We start from the raw sequence: 20,863 nt of genomic DNA on the forward strand, positions 1-20,863 counted from the left end.
TTAACAGAACAATGTTCTATTATGTGGAAATGCCGGAATCCGCCCCACCTTTCACCCGCGCACGCAGCGAGGCGCAGCGCCGGGACCGGTTGTCGGGGCTGGTGACAGCGACGCGGGAGTGCCTGGCGCAGACGCGCGCGGCCACGTTGACGCTGGGCGACGTGGCCGCCGCTGCGGGCCTGGCGAAGTCGGGCATCCTGCGGTACGTCGGCTCCCGCGAGGCACTGCTGCTGCGGGTGATGTACGACGAGCACGTGGGTTGGATCGATGCGCTCACGGTCGAACTCCGCACCGCCACTCCGGCAGCCGCACTGGCCCACACGCTGGCCGCTCGACCGGTCCTGTGCGATCTCATCGCGGCCTCGCCCATGCTCATCAGCCGCCTCGCCCCGGACGAATTCCGCGTCCTGGCGGCCCAGGCGCAGGATGCCCAACAGCGGCTCGGCGCCGCGCTACAGCCGTCGCTGCCGTTGTCCCATGATCAGCTCCGCTCGCTGACGGCAGCCGTCCACGCGTTCACCGGCACGGCCTGGGCATGGAGCACACCGGATTCAGCGGTGGGTACCTCGATGGTGACCGACTTCGAGTCGACCGTGAGCCGGCTGCTCGCGATCTTCATCGCGGGCCTGCGGCTCTAAGTCAGGAAAGTCCTGCAGTGCGGCCTCAGTGTGGCGGGCCCAGGTACGGGAACACGTCGAGGGTGTCGGTGTGCGGGCTCAGGCCCGACGCCGGACAGTCACCCTTGGTCAGCGACGCCAGCCGGTAGTCGATCACGTCGTCGGCGAACACCCGGCCATTCGGGTACTTGGCCGGCTTCGACGGGTTGAACGTCAACATGTCGGGCAGGATCCCCTCTTCGTCGATGGCAGCGATCGCCTCGTCGTGCGAGTAGCCACCGGTGTGCCCCAGCAGATGGATGAACTGGCCCATCCAGCGCTCCCGGTCATGGATCGGCACGCCGGCGTTGTACTCCAGCTTGGTGTCGTCGGTGTTGAAGAAGCTGCTCACCGACGGATGCCCGGCCCGGTCCACGTGCAACAGCTCGCCGTCGCGGTGAAGGCTGCACCGGCCCCAGATCCGGATGTCGGGGTCGGCGCCCAGCTGCACAGTCGGCAGCTCCATGACCATCGAGCACACATTGGCCTGGGTGTTGGAATCCACGCCGGTCCAAGGATATTGACCGCTGAGATGGAGTGCGGTGAAGTTCCGGCCTCCGGAGGTGTCGAACAGGTTCTTGACACCGTCGAAGTCGAAGAAGAAAGCGTCACTGCGGGCACCGGCGAAGAATGTGTAGGCGTTGGTCTGGGCGATCACCGGCTCCCGCCCGAACGACACCTCGACGCCGGTGAAGATCCGTTCTCCGACTGCCTCGGGCGATTCCGCGTCCTCGTCGGCGGCGAGATACACGTCCACGGTCTGGCGGCCGTCGACCGGCTCGGAGAACACGTAGCTGAACGCGATGTCGTCGCGCAGGTCACCGTCGTTGTCGATGGCCAGCCGGTAGATGGCATCCGGATGCAGAGCGTCCGCGTTGGGATTGGCGTTGAGGATCAGCACGGTCCGCGTGGGATCGGCCGGTGACTGGAAGGCATATAGATCGCATAGATCGAGTCGCTGGTCGCCCAGCGGTGGCCCGAGACTCAGCCCGGTGAAGTGGTTCGACATGTACCCATCAAAGCGCGCACACGGTCGGGTCGCACCGGAAACGGGCTACACCCGCGCCCAGACCACGCGACTGCCCAACCCGATGTCCTGCAACGATCTTCGCCGCGCATCGACGGCTCACACAGCCAACCAGAGCGGCCTGTGGATAACTTGTGGATGGTTTTCGACGAGCCCGATGTCATCGCTGATCACAGGGCATGTTTTTGAATTACACGCTTGTGAGTAGGAATGTGCATTGCCGGCCCACCGCAAACCCGCCGCCACTCACCGCGCGAGAGAAGCCAGGGCCACCGCGGCCGCGTTGGCGCCGCACATGCCGTGCGCCCCGGGCCCCGGCGGGGTGGCCGCCGAGCACAGGTACATGCCGGGAACACCAATTCGGTAGGGCTGCAGCGTAGTCCGCGGGCCGAACACCAACTGCCGGATGTCCTTGGCCCCCGTACAGATGTCACCGCCGACGTAGTTGGCGTTGTAGACCGACATCTCCGTCGTCGACCGCACCGCCATCCCGACGATCCGGTCGCGGAACCCGGGGGCGAACCGCTCGAACTGGCCGATGATCGCCTCTGTTGCGTCACCCGTATAGCCGTGTGGCACATGGGCATACGAATACACCGGATTGATGTCGCCGACCGAGCGGCCCGGATCGGCCACATACTGCTGCCCGACGAGCACAAACGGCCGCTGCGGCATCCGGCCGGCGTGGATCTCCCGCTCGGTCGCCGCGATCTCGGCGAAGTCACCGCCCAGGTGCACCGTCCCCGCGCCGCCGACCTCCGGATTCGTCCACGGCACCGGACCCTCGACCGCGAAGTCGACCTTGAATGCTCCAGGACCGTACCGGAATCCACCCAAGCCACGGGCCACCCGCCTGGGCAGGCGGTCCCCCATGATGTCGACCACCGCTGTCGGTGCGAGATCGAACATCGTCACGTCGGCGGACGGCAGCTGCGCACCGGACGTGACGCGGATACCCGTTTCCACCTTGACGTCCAACTCCGCGAGCACCGCGGCCAGAGCATCGGTGATGGCCTGCGAACCGCCCTGTGCCACCGCCCAACCGTGCCGGTGCCCGGCGGTGATGATGCCAAGGCCGATGGCCGAGGTCAGCGGAAAGTGTAAGGGCCGGAAGGTGTGTGCGGCGACACCGCCGAACAATGCCCGCGCGCGTTCGGTACGGAACAGCCGGGCGAACGCCTCCGCGGGCAGCACCGTTGGCGCGCCGAAACGAGCCAGCGCAAGCGGATGCTTCGGCACCCGCAGCAGCGGCCCCATGATGTCCTGCGAGAGCATGTCGAAATTCGATGACGGCCCGCCGAAAGCCCGCCGCCACCGACCTCCATCCCCGCCGAGCGCCGCCGCGGTGGTATCCACGCTGCGGTACAGCAGGCCGGCATCACCACCGTCGAGCGGATGCGCACAATCGATCTCTGGCCATTTCCACTGCAGACCGTGACGCTCCAACCCAAGACCGTTCAGGAAGGCCGAGCCGACCGCCATCGGATGGATCGCTGCGCAGTGGTCGCGGACGAGGCCCGCGGGGAAACCCTCCGCGAGGCCCTCGCTCGACGAGCGCACCCCGCCGCCGATCTCGTCGGCGGCCTCCAGCACGGTGACGTCCACCCCAGCCGAGGCCAGCGTGATCGCGGCCGCGAGCCCGTTGGGCCCCGCACCGACCACAACTGCCGTGCTCATGCCGGAATCCCGGCCCGCCGCCACGTCACATTCAACGGGATCGGCCCGTTCGGCAGCCAGGGCTGCTCGTCGACCAGGTCGGACACATTCCAGGTGCCCCGCTCGATCACCCCGAGGGCCGCGTCAATCACCTTGTACTCCTGGGTCTTGCGATGGATCGGCTGCGATTCCACCCATGCCACCACGAACTCGCCCGGTTCGAACTGCGCCTCGGACTGGATCGCGGCGATGAGATCTTCATTGTGCAGGTGTCCGTCACCGAAATTGAAACCGATGATCGTGTTGCACGCCATCTCCCCCTCGCGCACGGTGCGGCTGTCGATGTCCGGGAGGGATTTCAACAGAACCGAATAGAGTCCGCGGCCCTGGCTGTGCAGTGCGCGCCACGCGGTGACCTGCTGGGTGAACACCTCGGCCACCACCGGGTCCCAGCCGAAGTTGATGTACTGATCCACCGTGTTCGGCGCGGACCGGGTGACCCGGTTCAGCTTCTGCTCGGCGCCCGGGGTGAAGGTCCACACCGCCGAAGCCCAGTTGCCCGCGTACTGACGCATGGCGGGCAGGAACGACACCAGGTCCGGCCGGAAGTTACCCAGCACCGGGAAGAAGCACAGCCCGATCAGCAGCACCACAGTCAGCCAGGGCGAGGACATGTCCGCGATGGCGTAGCCGTCCCAGTTCGGGAAGCCGAGAAACAGGAAGACGGTGATGTAGGCGAACAGCACGTTCCATTCCACCGGAACCGCCAGCGGGAACGTCGAGATGATGAACAGGTGGAAGCACACCATCACCGCGGCCGCGCCGAACGTGAGCCAGGGCCACGGTGACAGCAGCAGCGCCAGCGGTGCGACGATCTCCACAAAGCTGCCCGGCCCGTGCGCCATGAAGGTCGCCAGGTGCGAGGGACGAAGATCGTGCGGGAAGTTGCGGTAGTGCGCGCGCTTGAGCCACTTGAACGGAAGCGTCGGGCTGTTACTCACCATCGGCGGGATGACGTTGGTGAAGTGCAGACCGAACTTGGAGACACCGGCCCAGATCCACACCGTGCCGATCAAGAGCTTGCCCGCGATGATCATGTCGACGAACGGCAATGTCGTGAAGAACAGCAGCGCGGGCAGGTACTGCTCGCCGCGGGCAGCCAGGAAGATCGTCTTGTCCCGCAAGCCGATCACGACCAGCAGCACCATCGGCATGATCAGCAGCGCAGGGTTCACCAGGCCCGAGGTGTTCTGTGGCAACACCGCGCTCAGCGAATCGCTGTGCACACCGGGTGCCACCAGCGCCACCACCACGGCGGCGATCAGCGCCAGGTACACGAACACGTCGAACCGGGTGCGACGGTCACCGTCGGTTAACGGCACCGCCTTCCACGGCCGCAGCCGAATCGTGTTGACCTTGGCCCAGAATCGGTAACCGCCCGTCATCGGCTTCGTCTTGCCGGCAAGTGGGCCCCACGATCCGGCCAGCCCGAGGAGCTCCAGCAGGATGGTCCACAGGATCAGCTTCTGATACACGATCGGCTGATTCCACCAGTCGGCCACATGCCAGAAGGCGGGCAGATGAGACGTCGCAGTCGCGATGACGACCCCGCCGAGCGCGTAGAAGAGCGTCAGCTTGACGATGTAGAGCACATGGATCATGCGGGGAGCGCCGAGGCCGTGGTCCACCCACTTGAGGCTCATGATCCGGAGGCGGTCCCTCAGTGGCAGGCGCAGAAACTCCTCGAGGTCGACCTCTGGCAGGGTTGGGTTGACGAATCCCATGGCGAGCTCCTTTGTCGTACCGGGCTAGGACCGCGCAACCGCGGTGGTCAGTGTCTTACGCAGCGTCGGCTTGTCGATCTTGCCGACGGGGTTCACGGGCAGGCCGGGCAGAATTGTGATCTCTACGGGCAGTTTGTATTTCGACACCGATGCGGTGAGATGTTCGCGGATCCGGTCCTCGCCGAGCTCGGCGCCCGGGTTCAGTGACACGAACAGGACCGGCTCCTCGCCGTAGACCGGATTCGCGCGCCCGACGACGGCGGCCTCGGCGATCTCGGGCAGCTGGTGGACAACCGTCTCGATCTCCTTGGGGTAGATGTTCTCCCCGCCGCGGATGATCATGTCCTTGGCCCGGTCCACGAGCACCAGGTATCCGTCCTCGTCGAACCGGCCCACATCGCCGGTGCGCAGCCAGCCGTCGACCAGGGTCTCGGCGGTCTCCTCCGGGCGGTTGAGATAGCCGCGCATGACGTTGGGGCCTTTGATGACGACTTCGCCGACCTCTCCTTGCGGGAGCGTCGCACCGGAGCCGTCGACGATGCGAATCTCCTGACCCGGCAACGGGATGCCGACGGTTCCCGGCTTGCGCTTGCCATGCAGCGGATTGCCCGTGCTGGCGCAGGAACCCTCGGACAGTCCGTAACCCTCGATGAGCCCGATGCCGTAGCGACGCTCGAACCGCTCAAGAAGTTCAACGCTGGCCGGCGCGGCGCCACACACCGCGAACCGCACCGAGCTGGCATCGGGCTGCACCTCGGCGGGCAGTCCGGCGAGCATCGTGTAGATGGTGGGTACTGCGGAAAAGTATGTGGCGCGGGTAGTTTCGATGTGCTCGAAGAACGTGGCCGGGTTGAACCGGCCGGCGATCGTGGTCCGGCCGCCGGCGATCAGCGGGGACAGGGTGCTGACCACGATGCCGTTGACGTGGAACAGCGGCAGAATCAGCAGGCTGTGGTCCGCCTCGGTGAGCTCGAACCCCTGGATGACCATGTCGCACATGGCATTGACATTGGCGTGGTCGAGCATGACGCCCTTGGGCCTGCCCGTGGTGCCGCTCGTGTAGATCAGCAGGGCCAGCGCGTCGTCCGAGATCTCGACGGGTGCGACCGGATCCGCCGATCCGGCGGCCAGATCATCGAGCGTCAGGACCGGCACCTCAGCCGCCGTATCGTCGTCTACGACGAGCACCTTGGACCTGGCATCGGCGACCTGGTAGGCCATCTCGGCCGCCACCAGGGTCGGGCTGATCGGGGTGACAACGGCACCCAAGCGCCAGGCCGCGAAGAGCGTCACGACGAATTCGGCACGGTTGGGCAGCTTGAGTGCGACGACATCGCCGGGCCCGACGCCCACCGACCGAAGCGCGGCCGCGGCACGGGTCACGGTGTCGAGGAATGCGGTGTTGTCGAGGTCGAGGGCGTCGTCGGCGACGGCGGAAGCATGCGGGGCCAGGGCGGCGCGGCGATCTGGCAGGGTCGCGAGGAACATGTCACGACGGTAGGTAGCCGGTGATGCGCCTCACATCATCTCGCGGCGATGAAGTCGGCCCGGCGGTTTGTCGCTTGGAGACAAATTTGCGATCTAGGGTCAACACATGGACACCGATGTCGCGGCCGCATCCGCCGTGGTGATGGATCGGTTGATGGCACGTCAAGTAGCGGTGAGCCATTCCGTACAACAGGCCCTGGCCAGCGACATTACGGAGTTGCGTGGCGATCCCGAGTTGGTGCAACTACTGGGATCCAGTGTCGCGGGCAATGTCGAGACCATCTTCCATGCGCTTCGCCACGACATATCGCTGGGCAACATCGAACCGCCGACCGCCGCCCTGGAGTACGCCCGGCGCGTGGCCCAGCGCGGTGTGCCGATGGAGGCGCTGGTGCGCGCATATCGGTTGGGGCACGCCCTGGTGATCGACGCCGCGGCCGAGGAGGTCAACGCCGCCGGACTTCAGGCCCGGATCGGGTTGGCGGTGTTCGAGCGGATCACCTCGGTGTCGTTCCGCTACATCGACTGGATCAGCCAGCAGGTGGTGGTGGTCTACGAAGCCGAACGCGACCGGTGGCTGGCCAACCGGAACAGCGCCAGGGCGCTGCGGGTGCGTGAGCTGCTCGCGACGCCACTGTCGGTCTCGGTGTCCGACCCCGATACCCTCACCGCGACGCTGCGGTACCCGATGCAGCGGACACATCTTGCCGTCGTGATGTGGTGGCCGGCCGACTCCGAACTGGACGACGGGCTCGGCCGGCTGGAGTCAGCACTCCGGGACTCGGCAGAAGCTGTTGGGGCACAAAGTAGTCCGTTGTTCATCGCCGCTGATCGCAACACCGGCTGGGGGTGGATACCGCTGTCGGCCTCTGCAGCGACGACCGCGGTCGAGGTTGTCCGCTCCCACATGGGCGCACGGCACACCGGCCCTGCAGCTGCGCTCGGCACACCGTTGTACGGCGTCGACGGCTTCCGCAGATCACATCGTCAGGCCATGAAAGCCCGTGGCGTCGCGCTCGCCGCCGGCACCGGCGGGGTCACCGCCGCCGGTGACCCAGGACTTGCCGCTGCGGCGCTAATCGGTGAAAACCTGGACGATGCAAAGGAATTCGTTTCCCAGACATTAGGCGCCCTGGCATCGGACACCGCCAACGACGCCCGGCTGCGGGAAACCCTGCGGGTGTACCTGCACGGCGGCGCCAGCTACAAATCGGCGGGCGAGAAACTCAACCTGCATTTCAACTCGGTCAAGTACCGCGTCGGCCGTGCCGAGGAGCGCCGCGGCAGGCCCGTCGACGACGATCGGCTCGACGTCGAACTGGCCCTGCTGCTGTGTGAGCGGTACGGCACCGCGGTGCTGTCCGGTCCCTGACCCTAGCTGACGATCAGATCGGGGTCAGACCGTGCTTACGCTGGACCTTGGGCATGTTCTGCTTGTCCCGCAGCAGGTGCAGGGACTTACGCAGGAGCAGCCGGGTCTCGTGCGGCTGGATCACGCCGTCGATGTAACCGCGCTCGGCCGCGATCCACGGCGTGGCCAGGTTGAGGTTGTAGCCCTCGATGAAGTCGGCGCGGATCTTCTGCACCTCAGGCGCGGTCGGATCCGGGAACCGCTTCACCAACAGCTGCGCCGCACCCTCGGCACCGATCACCGCGATACGCGCAGTCGGCCAGGCGAAGTTCAGGTCGGCCGACAGCTGCTTGGAACCCATCACCGCATACCCGCCGCCGTAGGCCTTGCGGACGATGATGGTCACCTTCGGCACATCGGCCTCGACGATCGCGTTGAAGAACCGGCCGCCGCGCTTGATGATCCCCTTCTCCTCCTCGGCGAAACCCGGCATGGCGCCGGGGGTGTCCACGACGAAAACCAAAGGCAGGTTGAAGGAGTCGCAGAACCGGATGAAGCTGGCGGCCTTGTCGGAGGCATCGGTGTCCACCACGCCGGACAGGTGCATGGGCTGATTGGCGATCACACCGACCGGGCGGCCGTCCACCCGGGCGAACGCGGTGATCATGGCCGGGCCACGCTGCTCAGCGATCTCGAAGATGTCACCGTCGTCGAAGATCCGCAGCAGGATCTCGTGCATGTCGTAGGACGTGTTGTCGGCATCCGGGACGATCGCGTCCAACTCCAGATCGTGCGGGGTGATCTCGGGTTCCAGACCCGGATTCACGATCGGCGCGTCGTCGAAGTGGTTGGCGGGCAGGAACGAAAGGTAGTCGCGGACGTACTGGAACGCCGCCGCCTCGTCCTCGACAACCTTGTGGATGTTGCCGCGCTGGGCCTGTACGTCGGCGCCGCCGAGTTCGTCGAACGTCACGTCCTCGCCGGTGACGTCCTTGATCACGTCCGGTCCGGTGATGAACATGTAGCCCTGATCGCGCACCGCCACCAGCAGATCGGTCTGGATCGGCGAGTACACCGCGCCGCCGGCGCATTTACCCAGGATGATCGAGATCTCCGGGACCAGGCCGCGCAGCATTTCGTGTCTGCGGCCCAGCTCGGCGTACCAGGCCAGCGAGGTCACCGCGTCCTGGATGCGGGCGCCGGCCGAGTCGTTGATACCGATGATCGGGCAGCCGACCATGGCCACCCACTCCATCAGCTTGGCCACCTTGCGGCCGAACATCTCACCGACCGAACCCTGGAACACCGTCTGGTCGTGGCTGAACACACCGACCGGGCGGCCGTTGATGGTCCCGTGGCCGGTGACGACGCCGTCGCCGTAGAGCGCGTTGGGGTCACCCGGAGTGCGCGCCAACGCACCGATCTCGAGGAAGCTGCCCGGATCGACCAGGGCGTGAATCCTGGCCCGTGCGGACGGAATTCCCTTCTTGTCCCGGCGGGCCTTGGCCTTCTCGTCGCCCGGATCGGCAGCCTGTTGCAGCTTCTCGCGGAGCTCGGCAAGCAGTTCAGCCGTGGTCTTGTTGGTCACTTGCTCTCGCTCTCCGCTTCGATACGGTTGATCGCCTCGCTCATGTGAGCACCGACTTTGGCAATGTACGGCTCGTCGATGGCCTGGATGTGCTCGCCCCCGATGGGCACCACCTCGAGATCCTTGACGTACTCCCCCCAGCCGCCGTCGGGCTTGCGGGTCGCGTACGCGGGCTCGAAGACGATGGCGTCATCGTGGTAGCGGTCGGCCAGGTACAGCGTGACGTGGCCGTCGTAGGACTGGACCTCGATGGTGGCCAGGGCACGCTGATCCAAATACGACGTGCGCTGATGCTCGATGATCCCGCCCGGGATCTGCACACCGCTGTCCTTGATCGCGTCCAGAACGAACTTCACCTGGCCCTCGTCGTCGAGCTGCTCCAGCTCCTCGTACGGGATCGCCGGGATCTCGACATTGAACGTGCGCTGGGCGAACAGGGCGTAGCGATCCCAACGGGCCCGCATCCCCTCCTTGCTCTGGTCGATCGGCTCGCCCGGAAGCGCGAGGTCGATCAGCCCGACGAACCGGACATCGGCACCTGCCTGCTTCAGGCCGATCGCGCACGCGTAGGCCAGCGCCCCGCCCAGCGACCAGCCGGCCAGGATGAACGGCCCCTTGTGCATCTCCAGCAGCTTGGGCACGTACTCGGCGGCACGCTCCTCGATCGCGCCCTCGACGCGCTCGATGCCGTACACCGGGGTGTCGGCCGGAAGCCGCTTCATCAGCGGCTCGTAGACGACGGTCGATCCGCCGGCCGGGTGGAACACGAACAGCGGCACGTGCGAGGTGCCCTCTTTGCCCGGTCGCAGAGTGCGGACGAATCCGTCGACAACACCTTCTTCGAGCTGATCACGCACGATCGTCGACAGCTCTTCGATGGTCTTCGCCGAGCGCACCTGCTCGACCGTCACTGTGCCCTCGGCACGCTCCGAGAGCCGCTCGGACAGCTTCGTCGCGGTCTCTACATCGACGAAGGGCAGCTCGTTGAAGATGCCGACCGGCGACTTGCCGGTGACGATCGCCCACGTGGCGAAGGTGACGCGCTCAGCTGCGTCACGCGGCGGCACGTCGGCGCCCAGCGCCTCGGTGACCGCTTCCTGGGTGAGCACCTTGGCCGCGGCCGCGGCCGCGGTGGCCTTGCTCGGTCCGGACGGATCCGACGGCGGAGCCGGGATCGACGGGCCCGACGGGTCACTCGGCGGGGCCGGAATGTCCAGTGCGGGTGCGGCTTCGGCAGCTTCAGCGCTGTCGTCGGAGTCCGTCTCCGCCAACGGGTGTCCGGCCTCGGCCAGCTTGGCCTCGAGCTCGGCGACCGTGGAGGCACCGCCCAGGAGTTCGGACTGCTCGGCGGCGATCTCGTCGGCCGTCTTGCCCTTCTGGGATTCGGCGATCTGATCGACCTCGTCGCGGTGCTCGATCGCGTACTTGATGAGCTCCTCGACGTTGTACAGGTTGGCGTCGCGCACCGCGGTCAGCTGGATCGGCGGCAGGTCGAAGTCGTACTCGACCCGGTTCTTGATCCGCACCGCCATCAGGGAATCCAGGCCCAGCTCGATCAGCGGCACCTCCCACGGCAGGTCCTCGGGCTCGTAGCCCATGGCACCGCCGACGATGGTGCCGAGTCGCTGTGCGATGGTCTCGCCCGAATCCGGTGACCACTTGGCAAAGCCCGCACCGAGATTGGCGCCCTTGGTCAGGTTGTCGGACAGAATCGCCGCATCGTCCTCGACCTCGGGCTCAGCCACCGCTTCTGGGGTAGCCGAAACCTGCTCGGCGACAACACCGGCGCCCACGGCGGTCGGCAGCGCTGCCGCGGCGCCGCCACGGGTCACGATCGCGTCGTAGACCAACGTGAACGATTCGTCGATGCGCGCGTGCACCTGCACCGAGGCGCCGCCCGGGTGCCGGGTCAGCGTGGTGACCAGGCGGGAGCCCTCGGCGGGCACCGCACGCTGCTCGGAAGCGGTCAGCTTGGCGTCCGGAAGCACCTGCGCGGCAGCCGCTTTCACCAGTGCGGCGAGGTCGGCGGTGCCCTTCGACACGAACTCCCAGACGTGCTTGCCGTCGGGTGTCGCGACGTGGTTGCCGGGCATCACTGCCGAGCTGTCCGCGGTGAACTGCGCGTCCAGCCAGTGCTGCTTGCGCTTGAACCGGGTGGGCGGGATGTTGGCGAAGTCCAGGGCACCGGCCAAACCGGTGGACTTGCGCGGGAACAGGGTCCGGAAGTCCAGCTCATGGCCGTGCACGAACAGGTGGGCCATGGCGGTGACCATCGACTCGACCTCGTCCTGCTTACGGGCCAGGGTCGCCACCAACTGCGCGTCGTGCAAGCCGGCCGATGCGGTGGTCAGCCCAACCTGCATGAGGGCCACCGGGTTCGGCGCCAGCTCAAGGAACGTGGTGTGACCGTTGTCCACCGCGTTGCGGATGCCGTGGGTGAAGTAGACGCTGTGCCGCAGGCCCTTCTTCCAGTAGTCCACGTCGTGGATCGGCTCGGCGCCGGCCCGGATGAACTTGCCCTCGTGCACGGTCGAGAAGTAGCCCGTGGTCAGCGGATGCGGTTCGATACCTTGGATTTCGGCGGAAAGTTCACCGAGCAGCGGGTCCATCTGCTGGGTGTGACTGGCGCCCTTGGTCTGGAGCTTGCGGGCGAACTTGCCTTCCGATTCGGCCCGGGCGATGATCGCGTCGATCTGCTCCGGCGGGCCGCCGATGACGGTCTGGGTCGGGGCGGCGTAGACACACACCTCCAGGCCCGGGTAATCGGCGAAGACGGTCTTGATCTCGTCAGCCGAGTACTCGACGAGCGCCATCAGCCGGATGTACTCGCCGAACAGCATCGCCTCGCCCTCACCCATCAGGTGCGCACGCGAGCAGATGGTCCGGGTGGCGTCGGCCAGTGACAGGCCGCCCGCGAAGTACGCGGCGGCCGCTTCACCGAGCGACTGTCCCACCACCGCACCGGGTTTCGCTCCGTGAGCCTTGAGGAACTCACCGAGCGCGATCTGGAGGGCGAAGATCACCGTCTGGACCACTTCGATGGGGTATTCGCAGGTCTCATTGGTGTAGTCGATCGCATCATCGAGAATCAGCTCGACGATCGAGTACCCGCGCTCATCCTGGATGTGAGCGTCGACCTTGTTGATCCACTCGGCGAAGACCGGCTCCCGCAGGTACAGGCTCTTGCCCATCTTGCGGTGCTGCGCACCGAAACCGGCGAGCACCCACACCGGCCCGTTGGTCACCGGGCCGTCGGCCGAGATCACAGTCGGATGCTGCTTGCCCTCGGCGATCGCCCGCAGGCCCTTGATCGCCTCGTCGTGGTCATGGGCCAGCACCACGGCGCGGGAACGGCCGTGGCTGCGGCGTGACAGCGAGCGTCCGATGGACTCGAGCGTCGACGCGCGGCCTTCTTCGCTGTCGATCCAGTCCGCCAGCTCAGCCGCGGCAACCTTCTTGCGTGAGCTCAGGAACGCCGAAACAGCAAGCGGGACAACCTTCTTGGTGGGCTCGGCAGCTTCCGCCGCCGCCAGCTCCGCACGGGCCGCATCCAGCAGGCGCAGCGCCTCGTCGGTCAGGCCGGGCAGCTCATGGGCTACCTCGTCGTAGGCCGGGTATTCGTCGACCTCGGGCTCATCGTGGATGAACTCGCCGTACTCGTCCATCCGCACGCCACCGACGTGCACGGCGTTGGCGTCATCAGCAGCCGACTTGTCCTCGACCGCTTCGGGTTCCGGCTGCGGCTCGACCAGATCCGACGGCAGCACCTCGCGCAGCACCAGGTGGGCGTTGGCGCCACCGAAGCCGAAGCCCGAGACACCGGTGATGGCATGCCCGCTGTAGCGCGGCCACTCCGAGACGGTGTCGTTGACCTTGAGGTGTTCCTTGTCGAAGTCGATGTACGGGTTGGGGCCCGCGTAGTTGATCGACGGGGGCAGCTTGTCGTGCTGCAGCGAGAGGGTCATCTTCGCCAGGCTGGCCGCGCCGGCAGCCGACTCCAGGTGCCCCACATTGGATTTCACGGCACCCAGCAGGGCGGGCTTGTCGGCGTCGCGACCGCGGCCGACCACCCGGCCCAGTGCGTCGGCCTCGATCGGGTCACCCAGGATGGTGCCGGTGCCGTGCGCCTCGATGTAGTCGACGTCGCGCGGGTTGATCCCGGCGTCCTTGTAGGCCTTGCGCAGCACGTCTTCCTGCGCGTCCGGGTTCGGCGCGAGCATGCCGTTGGACCGGCCGTCATGGTTGACCGCGCTGCCGGCGATCACGGCGAGGATGGTGTCTCCGTCGCGGCGGGCATCGGAAACCCGCTTGAACACCAGCATGCCGCCGCCCTCGGAGCGGGCATATCCGTTGGCGTCGGAGGAGAACGACTTGATCCGGCCGTCCGGGGCCAGCACTCCGCCGACCTCGTCGAAACCGATCGTGACGATCGGGGTGATCATGGCGTTGACCCCGCCGACGATGGCCACGTCGGCCTCGCCGGAGCGCAGCGCCTGCACACCCTGGTGCGCGGCGACCAGCGAGCTGGAGCAGGCGGTGTCGACCGATACCGACGGTCCGCGGAAATCGTAGAAGTAGGACACCCGGTTGGCGATGATCGAGGTCGCGGTACCGGTGATCGCGTAGGGGTGCGCGGCCGTGGGGTCCATCAGGGCGAGGAACTGGTAGTCGTTGTTGGAACTACCCACGTACACAGCCACATTGGTACCGCGCAGGCTCGACGCCGGGATGCGGGCATGCTCGAGGGCCTGCCAGGTCAGTTCGAGCGCCATCCGCTGCTGCGGATCGATGTTGTCGGCCTCCATCTTCGACAGCGCGAAGAACTCGGAGTCGAAACCCTTGATATCCGAGAGATAGCCGCCGCGAATGCTGGCCTTGCCGACGCGTTCGGCGATCCGCGGCTCGGCGAGGAATTCCTCCCAGCGGCCCTCGGGCAGGTCCGTGATGGCGTCGCGGCCTTCCAGCAGCGCCTCCCACATCTCCTCAGGGGAATTCATGTCCCCCGGGAAGCGGGTGGCGACGCCGACAATCGCGATGTCCTCGACATCGGCGTCGCGCGACCAGTCCGCGTCATCGGTGTTCTCGGGCTCGGGCTCGCCCTCGATGATCACGGTGGCCAGCGACTCGATGGTCGGGTGCCGGAAGAGCACCGTGGCCGTCAGGGTGACGCCGGTGAGGTCCTCGATGTCGCTTGCCATGGCCACCGCGTCGCGCGAGGACAGGCCCAGCTCGATCAGCGGCGTGGTCTCATCGATCGCGTCGGCCGACTGACTCGTGGCGGTGGCCACCGCCTTGCGCAGCCACTCACGCATCTCCGCGACGGTCAGGTCGGGGCGCGACGCCGGTGCCCCGGCGGGCTCGGTGCCCTCTGGAAGATTCGAATTGCTTTGTGTTTCATCCATATTCAGGTCACCTTGCATCAGAACGGGCTGGTCGGCCACGTGTCGTTGGCTTAGAGGTTCGGTTAGTCCGTCTCGTCGGGGAACGCGTTCGCGATCTTCCCGGTGCGCAGGCTGCCGTCCAGATATGCGGAGCGGCAGGCCCGGCGGCCGATCTTGCCGCTGGAGGTACGCGGGATGGCGCCCGCCGCGGTCAGCAGCACGTCGCGCACGGTGACGCCGTGGCGCACGGCGATCGCCGCGCGGATGTCGTCGGTGATCGGGCCGACTTCGAGCTTGTGAGAGCCGGGCGCCCGCTCGGCGACGATGACCAGCTGCTCGGAGCTGTCGTCGGCATCGCGGTGCAGCCCCGCGTGCGCGTTCTCGAACACCTCGTCGGGCAGCTGGTTGGCCGGCACCGAGAAGGCCGCGACATACCCGGTGCGCAGCGCCTTGCTGGCCTCCTGCGCCGAGTACTCCAGGTCCTGCGGGTAGTGGTTGCGGCCGTCGATGATCACCAGATCCTTCACGCGGCCGGTGATGTAGAGGTCACCGTCGTAGAAGGCACCGAAATCGCCGGTGCGGACCCAGGTGGCGTCGTCTTCAGCACCCTCGGCGTGTGACGGGCTGGTCCGCGATTTGAGGGTGTTCTGGAAAACCTCGATCGATTCTTCGGGCTTGCCCCAATACCCGGTGCCCATGTTCTGGCCGCTCATCCAGATCTCGCCGACCTGTCCGTCGGGCAGCTCCGTCGCGCTCTCGGCGTCCACGATGACGGCCCACTCCGAGACGCCGACCCTGCCGGCCGATGCCTGGGCAACCGCCTTGATCGAATCGCCGTCCACCTCGACGATGCGGCCGCTGTTGAGCTCGTCGCGGTCGACGGAGATGATCTTCGGCTCTTCGGCGGCCGGTGTGGTCGACACCATCAACGTTGCCTCGGCCAGACCGTAGGACGGTTTGATGGCCTTGGCCGGGAAGCCGAACGGGCTGAACGCCTCGTTGAACCGGCGCACCGTGGCCGCCGAGATCGGCTCGCTGCCGTTGAGCACAGCCTTCACATTGGACAGGTCGAGCGGCGCGCCATCCTTGGGGACACCGCGGGCCGCGGCGTGGTCGAACGCGAAGTTCGGGGCCACCGAGATGACACCGCCGGTGTCGCCTTCCTTGCGGGCCATCTCCCGGATCCAGCGCTCGGGCCGGCGCACGAAGGCGGCCGGGGTCATGAAGGTGAAGTAGTGGCCGATCATCGGGGCGATCAGCCCGGTGACCAGACCCATGTCGTGGAAGAACGGCAGCCAGGACAGGCCGCGATCGCCCTCCTCGCCTTCGAGCGCCTCGACGATCTGCACCACGTTGGTGGCCATGTTCAGATGGGTGATCTGCACGCCGGTCGGGATCCGGGTCGATCCGGAGGTGTACTGGAGGTAGGCGATGGTGCTCTCGTCGACGTCCTTGAAGTGGACCCAGGTGGCGGCGACGTCATCGGGCACGGCGTCGACGGCGATGACCCGGGGACGCTGGTTGGCCGGCCGGCTGCGGAAGAACTTGCGGACGCCCTCGGCGGCATCGGTGGTGGTCAGGATCGCCGACGGGTGGCAGTCGTCCAGCACCGCATGTAGGCGGCCGACGTGTCCGGGCTCGGACGGGTCGAACAGCGGCACCGCGACGCGGCCGGCGTAGAGCGCGCCGAAGAAGGCGACGAGGTAGTCGAGATTCTGCGGGCACAGAATGGCGACGCGGTCACCGGGCTGGGTGACCTGCTGAAGCCGGGCGGCCACTGCCTTGTTCCGGGCGCTGAACTGGGCCCAGGTCAGGTCGCGGGCGACGCCGTCACGTTCGGTCGAGAAGTCCAGGAAGCGGTATGCCAGCTTGTCAGCACGAACCCTGGCCCAACGCTCGACGTGCTCGACGATGCTGGCGCCGTCAGGGAACTTGATCTGACCGTCCTTGATGAACGGATTGATGAACGGCATATAACTCTCCTGTCAGAGCGGTACTCGTCGCGTTGGCGCACGTCACTGGCGGTGCGTCGCAGCCACTCGGCGGCCGGTACGTACCCAAACCCGGACGATCGTACCGGGCTGCCGATCCGCGCCCACGAATCAGCTGACGGCTCTATCAAACCCACTACTCACGCGCGATGCTCTTATTTTTCTCTTAATGTTAAGGGACCGTGATGGTCCCGACCAAATCCGCCGCGCGAGTCGTGACCCGGGCGTGTTCGGTGTCAACCGTGCTTGGGATGCGGCGCGTTGTCCACCATGTCTTTGGCCCAGCTCAGCGTCCACTGCGTGGCGGTCTGCCCGTTTTCCACCCAGAACTGCGGGGTGTTGTACAGGGCATGCACCGGCCCGGCCGCACTGCCGGTCAGTGTCTCCAGGGTCTTGGGCAGGTTGAAGATCGAGAACGCCTCCTCAGGCGCCGAGCAGATCAGATCGCCCTTGCCGCAGATCTGGTTGGTCCGGTTGTTCAGCGCACCGAATCCGCCCTGCCGCGGGCCCGTCATCGTCAGGCCCATCTCGGACAGCACCGGCAGTTCGTGCAGCGTGATCTCGGCACCCTGCCCCGGCGGATTGGGGCCGACGTCCTGCCCGACGCCGAGTTCACGGCGGCCGTCGGCGATCAGCGTCACACCCAGCACGAGGTCCTCGTCGACCGGGCCGCGGCCGTTGCCGATGTCGCTGGCCAGGTCACCGCCGATCACCGCGCCCTGCGAAAAGCCGGCGATCACGTAGCTGGTCAGCGGGCAGCGGTCGTTCATATCCGTCATCGCCTTGACCGCGGTGCGCTTTCCCTCAGCCCGGCTGTCGTTGTACGACATCTGCTTGTCGGCGGAGAACGGGTTATGGAACTGCGCGGTGTAGGGAACCGTGTAGACCTCGAGGCGGTCCGTCCCGAACTGCTCGGCCATCGGCCGGCTCACGTTGCTCATGAGCGACAGCGGGAACTGCGTCGGGTTGAACGGGTCGTCCTGCGGCGAGGACTCCCAGGTGCCTGGAATCGAGACCAGCATCACGTCGGGGCAGTCGGCGGACTGGAACTCCGGGCGCGGCTTACGCGTCGCCGACGGACCCGGCACCCCGGCCGGGGGCTGGGCTGACGGCGGCACCGACGGGGTTTCGGGACGACGCATGTAGATCACGACCATCGTCACCACGAGCACCACGACGAGAGCCATCACCGCGGCAGCGATCAGGGCCAGGATGCGGTGACGCTTCCGGCGGCTGGCATTTTTGGCCATGGGTTACTGGGGCTCCTCGCGTGCGGTGCGGTGATCTGCTTCTCAGCAGAGATGTTCGGTGGCGGTTCGGATGTAGTCGGTGGCGGCGGTGTCGATCTCGCCAGGTGTCGGGCTTTCCTGACCGGAATGGGCCGCCCGGACATCGCTGCGCACCAGCGGCAGGACGAATTCTCGCACTGCTTGGTCATCCTGCTTGGCGGCGCGGCCCTGGCACACGTACGACCCGATCGACAACGCCAGCAGCTCACTGGACGGGGTGATCCCGGCGGCCTTGAGCTCGTCGAGGTAGGTGCGCTGCTGCGACGTGACGGCCAGATCACCGCTGCGGTGTGGGAGAGGCTGCGCAGACACCGCCTGCGGCTGCGCGCCGTTGATCTGTGAGGTGGGCAGAGCCAGCGGCGCCATGATGTCACCGCCCGCATCGCACGCCGTGAGCAACGACGCAGCGGACACCGCTACCACCAGGGTGGCCGACCGTACCGAGTGCTGCACGCTTCCACCGTACCGGCTGGTGAAAAGTGTCCCGGCGCAGCTGATTCGCAGTTCCAGCGACCTTCTACTTGATGGTCGCGACCAGTTCGCCTGACATCTGCGCCAGCTGCGGGGCCCAGCTGCCCCAGTCGTGCTGGCCGCCGGCGGGCATGTCGAAGTGCCCGTTGCTGCCGCCGACGGAACGGTAATGCTGGTAGAACGACCGGTTGCTGCCCTGCGCCAGATCGCACACGCCGATCATCGCGGCCGGGTCGCTGCATGTCAGCGCGGCCGGGCTGTACACCCACAACCGGGTGTTGGCGTCGGCCAGCAATTGCACGTGAACGTCGGGGTCATGCCACTTCCAGCGGCCGAGCTGTGGGGCTCCCCACATCCCGTAGCTGTCCACGCCGCCGAACTTCGCCATCCCGTCGGTGATCGCACCGTTGACGGTGGTGGCCGAGGGGGTCAGGAAACCCGAGAGCGATCCGGCGAAGCGGAACCGGTCGGGATGGAATGCGGCCAGCGTCACCGCCGCGGTACCGCCCTGCGAGGCGCCGACGATCCCGTGCCCGTTCGGGGCCAGACCCTTGTTGGCGGCCAGCCAGTCGGGCAGCTCGGCGGACAGGAAGGTCTCCCACTGCTTGCTGCCGTCCTGCTCCCAGTTGGTGTAGAGGCTCCAGGCTCCGCCGGCCGGGGCCGCCACCGAGATGCCGCGGCCGGCCAGAGTCGACATCGCATGGCCGGCGTTGACCCAGTTGCTCACGTCAGGGGCCGCGTTGAACGCGTCGAGCAGGAACACCGCGTGCGGCCCGCCACCCTGGAATGCCACCGGGATGTCGCGGCCCATCGCGGCCGACGGGACCATCAGGTATTCGACACCGTCAGCCCGGGCCGGGCCGCTCGTCGTCGCCGACACGGCCCAGAGGGCAGTACCGAGCACTGGGGCCAACAGGGCCAGCAGCATCGCCCGCATCAGACTCAACGCACGTCTCATCATCAACCTCTCATGCTGCCGGTCGTTCGAAAGTGCCCCCGCACACGTAACCCGCGTTGTAGTGAACCACATCGCAACCACAGCAGGGGCCCAGAAACGGCTGACGGCGGCGATCCGTGAGGATCGCCGCCGTCGTCCGTATATCTATCCGGCCGCTCAGGCGGTCGGGGTGGCACCCAGGACGCGCTGCAGGTCAGGCTTCATGGCCTGCAGCTGCTGGCCCCAGTAGGCCCAGTTGTGCGTACCGCTCTGCGGGAAGTTGAACACGGCGTTCTTGCCACCGGCCGCGATGTACTTCTCCTGGAAGGTGGAGTTCGTCCGGCAGACGAAGCCCTCGAGGAACTTCGCGGGCATGTCGGCGCCGCCCAGCTCGCCCGGCTTGCCGTTACCGCAGTACACCCAGAGACGGGTGCCGTTGTTGGCCAGGGTCGCGACGTTCTCCGTCGGGTCGTTGGCCTTCCAGGCGTTGTTCGGGTCGCCCGTCGAACCCCACATGTCATCGGCCTTGTAGCCACCGGCGTCACCCATCGAGACACCGATCAGCATCGGCCACCAGCCCTCAGACGGGTTCAACGTGCCCGACAGCGAGGACGCGTAGATGAACTGATCCGGGTGGCGAGCCGACAGCATGAGCGCCGACGAACCGGCCATCGACAGACCGACCACAGCACTACCGGTCGACTTCACGTCCTTGTTGGCCGCCAGGTACGCCGGGAGCTCCTGGGTCAGGAAGGTCTCCCACTTGTAGGTCTTGCAGCCGCCGTCCTTGCTGCCACACGCCGGCTTGTACCAGTCGGTGTAGAAGCTGGACTGGCCACCGACCGGCATGACAACCGAGATGCCCGAGTTCAGGAACCACTCGAACGTCGGGAGTTCGATGTCCCACCCGTTCTGGTCTTCGCGAGCGCGCATACCGTCGAGCAGGTACAGCGCAGGTGCACCCGCTCCACCGCTCTGGAACTCGACCTTGATGTCACGCCCCATCGCTGCCGACGGAACTTCGAGGTACTCGACCGGTAGGCCAGGTCGAGACCAGGCTCCGGCGGTCGCCGAGCCGCCCACGACGCCAACCAGGCCAGGCAGCACGGCCGCTGCCGCTGCCGCGACCGTCAGCCGGCGCGACAAGCCGCGCATCTTCCCAACGAACTTCATACCGCTCCCTATCTGAATCTCTTCTTCGTATTCCGCACATCGATGTCAGGACCGACGTAAGCGGCTCACGT

The 20,863-nt window shown here is 66.7% G+C and carries 13 protein-coding genes; 2 read left to right on the forward strand and 11 right to left on the reverse strand.

Going from position 1 to position 20,863, the window contains the following annotated elements:
* Positions 1-29 precede the first annotated feature (29 nt).
* Complete coding sequence (locus EYZ64_RS30165) at positions 30-638, forward strand: TetR/AcrR family transcriptional regulator (RefSeq protein WP_135459421.1); 609 nt, start codon at positions 30-32, stop codon at positions 636-638.
* A gap of 25 nt (positions 639-663) precedes the next feature.
* Here EYZ64_RS30165 and EYZ64_RS30170 read toward each other — a convergent pair whose 3' ends face one another.
* From EYZ64_RS30170 to EYZ64_RS30185, 4 genes are all read right to left on the reverse strand, one after another.
* Positions 664-1,665 carry a DUF4331 family protein gene (locus EYZ64_RS30170; protein WP_135459422.1) on the reverse strand — a complete coding sequence of 334 codons (1,002 nt, stop codon included), beginning with the start codon at positions 1,663-1,665 and terminating at the stop codon, positions 664-666.
* A gap of 264 nt (positions 1,666-1,929) precedes the next feature.
* Positions 1,930-3,360, reverse strand: coding sequence for a phytoene desaturase family protein (locus tag EYZ64_RS30175; protein WP_135459423.1), 1,431 nt, complete (start codon positions 3,358-3,360; stop codon positions 1,930-1,932).
* Complete coding sequence (locus EYZ64_RS30180; RefSeq protein WP_135459424.1) at positions 3,357-5,123, reverse strand: DUF3556 domain-containing protein; 1,767 nt, start codon at positions 5,121-5,123, stop codon at positions 3,357-3,359. Before EYZ64_RS30180 ends, EYZ64_RS30175 begins: the two co-directional genes overlap by 4 nt.
* Before the next feature lie 24 nt (positions 5,124-5,147).
* Positions 5,148-6,611 carry a class I adenylate-forming enzyme family protein gene (locus tag EYZ64_RS30185; protein ID WP_135459425.1) on the reverse strand — a complete coding sequence of 488 codons (1,464 nt, stop codon included), beginning with the start codon at positions 6,609-6,611 and terminating at the stop codon, positions 5,148-5,150.
* A 106-nt stretch (positions 6,612-6,717) separates the two neighbouring features.
* Between EYZ64_RS30185 and EYZ64_RS30190 the strand changes: the two genes are divergently transcribed.
* Entirely contained in the window at positions 6,718-7,983 is a 1,266-nt protein-coding gene (locus EYZ64_RS30190; RefSeq protein WP_135459426.1) for a PucR family transcriptional regulator, read from the forward strand.
* A gap of 13 nt (positions 7,984-7,996) precedes the next feature.
* Here the strand turns inward: EYZ64_RS30190 and EYZ64_RS30195 are convergent, their stop codons facing one another.
* The 7 genes from EYZ64_RS30195 to EYZ64_RS30225 all read right to left on the reverse strand — a co-directional run bounded on the left by EYZ64_RS30195 (position 7,997) and on the right by EYZ64_RS30225 (position 20,792).
* Positions 7,997-9,550, reverse strand: a complete 1,554-nt coding sequence (locus tag EYZ64_RS30195; RefSeq protein WP_135459427.1) for an acyl-CoA carboxylase subunit beta — start codon at positions 9,548-9,550, stop codon at positions 7,997-7,999.
* Positions 9,547-14,952, reverse strand: a complete 5,406-nt coding sequence (gene pks13, locus EYZ64_RS30200; protein ID WP_167858035.1) for a polyketide synthase Pks13 — start codon at positions 14,950-14,952, stop codon at positions 9,547-9,549. Before pks13 ends, EYZ64_RS30195 begins: the two co-directional genes overlap by 4 nt.
* 62 nt (positions 14,953-15,014) lie before the next feature.
* Positions 15,015-16,904, reverse strand: a complete 1,890-nt coding sequence (gene fadD32 / locus EYZ64_RS30205) for a long-chain-fatty-acid--AMP ligase FadD32 (RefSeq protein WP_135459428.1) — start codon at positions 16,902-16,904, stop codon at positions 15,015-15,017.
* A 254-nt stretch (positions 16,905-17,158) separates the two neighbouring features.
* Positions 17,159-18,172 (reverse strand): carboxylesterase Culp6, encoded by a 1,014-nt coding sequence (culp6, locus tag EYZ64_RS30210; RefSeq protein ID WP_135459429.1) that lies wholly within the window; start codon positions 18,170-18,172, stop codon positions 17,159-17,161.
* A gap of 42 nt (positions 18,173-18,214) precedes the next feature.
* Positions 18,215-18,664 (reverse strand): hypothetical protein, encoded by a 450-nt coding sequence (locus EYZ64_RS30215; protein ID WP_135459430.1) that lies wholly within the window; start codon positions 18,662-18,664, stop codon positions 18,215-18,217.
* 64 nt (positions 18,665-18,728) lie between these two features.
* A complete protein-coding gene (locus EYZ64_RS30220) occupies positions 18,729-19,640 on the reverse strand; it encodes an alpha/beta hydrolase-fold protein (RefSeq protein WP_135459431.1) in 912 nt (303 codons plus the stop codon).
* 156 nt (positions 19,641-19,796) lie between these two features.
* Positions 19,797-20,792 carry an esterase family protein gene (locus EYZ64_RS30225; RefSeq protein ID WP_135459432.1) on the reverse strand — a complete coding sequence of 332 codons (996 nt, stop codon included), beginning with the start codon at positions 20,790-20,792 and terminating at the stop codon, positions 19,797-19,799.
* Positions 20,793-20,863 lie beyond the last annotated feature (71 nt).

The sequence above is a fragment of the Mycobacterium sp. DL99 genome (genome assembly GCF_004762045.1).
Lineage (GTDB): Bacteria > Actinomycetota > Actinomycetes > Mycobacteriales > Mycobacteriaceae > Mycobacterium.

Coding starts and splice junctions, on each gene's coding strand:
- EYZ64_RS30165 (WP_135459421.1), top strand. CDS start 30: ATGCCGGAATCCGCCCCACCTTTCACCCGCGCACGCAGCGAGGCGCAG.
- EYZ64_RS30170 (WP_135459422.1), bottom strand. CDS start 1,665: ATGTCGAACCACTTCACCGGGCTGAGTCTCGGGCCACCGCTGGGCGAC.
- EYZ64_RS30175 (WP_135459423.1), bottom strand. CDS start 3,360: ATGAGCACGGCAGTTGTGGTCGGTGCGGGGCCCAACGGGCTCGCGGCC.
- EYZ64_RS30180 (WP_135459424.1), bottom strand. CDS start 5,123: ATGGGATTCGTCAACCCAACCCTGCCAGAGGTCGACCTCGAGGAGTTT.
- EYZ64_RS30185 (WP_135459425.1), bottom strand. CDS start 6,611: ATGTTCCTCGCGACCCTGCCAGATCGCCGCGCCGCCCTGGCCCCGCAT.
- EYZ64_RS30190 (WP_135459426.1), top strand. CDS start 6,718: ATGGACACCGATGTCGCGGCCGCATCCGCCGTGGTGATGGATCGGTTG.
- pks13 (WP_167858035.1), bottom strand. CDS start 14,952: ATGGATGAAACACAAAGCAATTCGAATCTTCCAGAGGGCACCGAGCCC.
- fadD32 (WP_135459428.1), bottom strand. CDS start 16,904: ATGCCGTTCATCAATCCGTTCATCAAGGACGGTCAGATCAAGTTCCCT.
- culp6 (WP_135459429.1), bottom strand. CDS start 18,172: ATGGCCAAAAATGCCAGCCGCCGGAAGCGTCACCGCATCCTGGCCCTG.
- EYZ64_RS30220 (WP_135459431.1), bottom strand. CDS start 19,640: ATGAGACGTGCGTTGAGTCTGATGCGGGCGATGCTGCTGGCCCTGTTG.
- EYZ64_RS30225 (WP_135459432.1), bottom strand. CDS start 20,792: ATGAAGTTCGTTGGGAAGATGCGCGGCTTGTCGCGCCGGCTGACGGTC.